Raw genomic sequence first — 2,192 nt, 5'->3', positions numbered from 1 at the left:
TAGCGCCGTAGACGTTACCAACGCAGTTTCGGTTGAGTTAGGGCTTGGTGCTAGCACACTTGACGGGCACCATAAATTAACAGTACAAAGCATCGTTTTTCACGGCAAGACGATCGACAAGTTTGTACTAGGAAAACTCTTAATTAGTTTATGGGTGCTGTATGCGATTTACTATATATCTTGTGCCTTATATCTAGCCAGAAGAACAAGAACAGATGCCGCACAGCAACAACGTTTGTTGACTCAAGAAATTGAAGAGCTAAAGATAAAGGCTACAACCGATCCGTTGACCGGCTGTAGGAATAGAACTGAAGCTTTAGATGCTTTCTATGATTTTGAATGGTTAGCTCAGCAAGGAAAAACCATTCACATCGCTTTGTTTGATTTAGACCATTTTAAGCAAATCAATGATCAACATGGCCATGAAGTGGGTGACAAAGTACTTATTCAGTTTGTCGCAACGGCGAACGAGAGTCTTGGTGACCAATATTTACTTTATCGCTGGGGTGGTGAGGAGTTCCTTTTAGTTTGCCTGGAGCAAACTGCGCTACAGTGTAACGAATCTATCAATAATCTATACCTAGCAATCGACCAAAGCGTTTGGCCTAAAGCGCTTAAAGTAACGACTTCGACTGGAGTAACACAGCTTAAGCAACATGAATCGATACGTTCTGCAATTAAACGTGCAGACAAGGCACTCTACCAAGCGAAAGACAACGGACGAAACCAAGTCGCAAAGTTGTACTAAAGCTCGCTTGACTAGACTGCAGTTACATATTCAACTCTCTTCCAATACTCAATCAAGACGCCATTAATACCCTGTCGATATCTACTCTCCATTTAAGCAGCCGTCAGATTTTCAACGCTGACTAAACAAGCCAAAAGCTTTGCTGCCTCATTAGGATTCTAATCGTTATGTAGGCCTATAAGCGCGCTCTCACCATCGGTAACAACACATTCTGTAGTAACGCCATTAATCGCATTCTCAGGTTATATGTATCGTTTCTAAGCTTCCTAACTACTTGTTCTAAACTGCACATATCTGGCTAGTAAAAGCTTTCTCTAAGCAGTCGTAAGTCACTCGCGGTATCGGTTTTGAACATTACCGTCGTTATTTATCTCGCGCTGCTCTTCGAGGAAATCCTTATTATTCTGCCCCCGTCACGCTTCTAATCACGCACTCTGATCCACTAAAAAATGGAAGTCACAACGTCACTAGCCTTAAAAAACACCATAGATTTAACCACTTAGACATGGTGACATAAATACTGACACCCAAAATGATAGTTGTATTGCTTTCAGAGCTTGCTGTAATTTAATTACAATTAGAAGCCAAGAAAAGCCTGATAAGTGGATTGCTCCAACGTAACTTACTGAATAAACGGCATTTAATGGTTTTGAATAGATTGGGGTTTTGGGTAACTAAAGAGTTGGTATGTACGAGATAATATACTAGAGGGTAATATATTTAGTTATAGTGCGCTAAGGTGTTAAAAAAGAAGGGCTAATGCCCTACTCTTCTTTATTACTCATTTCTTCACGAATTTGCTCAGCAACGATTTTGATAGCTTGTGCTGTGCTGATGCCCTGGGTCATCATTTCTTGAATTCGTTCAACAGCTTTCTGTTGTTCTTCGTGAGAAAGGGTTGGTAAGTCGTTTAGCATAGTCTGCTCCTTTATTTAGGAGCAGAACTATATAAGGACTGTTAGTAACTAGCAAGGAAATTGATTGATGCACCCATTGCATTTTCATTTGTGTAGTTAGCACTTAAATCTAACTGGAACAAATTGAGTGGCGACAAACCAATACCTGCAGTGACTGTACCTTCTGAACCAGAGTATGCCAAATTCTTGTAGTACCCTGCCCTTAGCTGTAGCTGACGCAGAACATCAACTTCTGTACCAACGCGAATCATCTGTTCATTATCTTTGAACGAAGTAAACTTTTCGGTTTCATTTAAGTCATAGTCGACACTAAGCGTGAAGTAGTCCGCTACGATACCAGCACCTACGGTATATACTGGCTCTAGTTTGTATGCGTATTGGCCACCGACTTTGTGTGTCACACCGCTGGTCGTGCTCGTTAAAGTTTGAGATGTATCTTTGGTATTGATATCTCTAGATATTAAGTTGGTAGCCGAAAAACCAACTCGAAATGGACCTGTGAACCAAAGCGCGCCAGCATCCATATT

The 2,192-nt window shown here is 41.1% G+C and carries 3 protein-coding genes; 1 reads left to right on the top strand and 2 read right to left on the bottom strand.

Annotation, left to right across the window (positions count from 1 at the left end; translation table 11 throughout):
• Positions 1-748: GGDEF domain-containing protein (locus AB4232_RS22170; protein ID WP_372088023.1), on the top strand; the 748-nt coding region annotated here is incomplete at its 5' end.
• 764 nt (positions 749-1,512) lie between these two features.
• Here the strand turns inward: AB4232_RS22170 and AB4232_RS22165 are convergent.
• The gene (locus AB4232_RS22165) at positions 1,513-1,665 is read right to left on the bottom strand and encodes a YoaH family protein (RefSeq protein WP_004731009.1); all 153 of its coding nucleotides are present in this window, start codon (positions 1,663-1,665) and stop codon (positions 1,513-1,515) included.
• A 41-nt stretch (positions 1,666-1,706) separates the two neighbouring features.
• Positions 1,707-2,192: conjugal transfer protein TraF (gene traF / locus AB4232_RS22160; RefSeq protein WP_372088022.1), on the bottom strand; the 486-nt coding region annotated here is incomplete at its 5' end.

The organism is Vibrio sp. 10N.286.46.A8, assembly GCF_041470165.1.
Taxonomy (GTDB): Bacteria; Pseudomonadota; Gammaproteobacteria; order Enterobacterales; family Vibrionaceae; genus Vibrio; species Vibrio tasmaniensis_A.
This window is presented reverse-complemented; position numbering and strand designations above follow the sequence as displayed.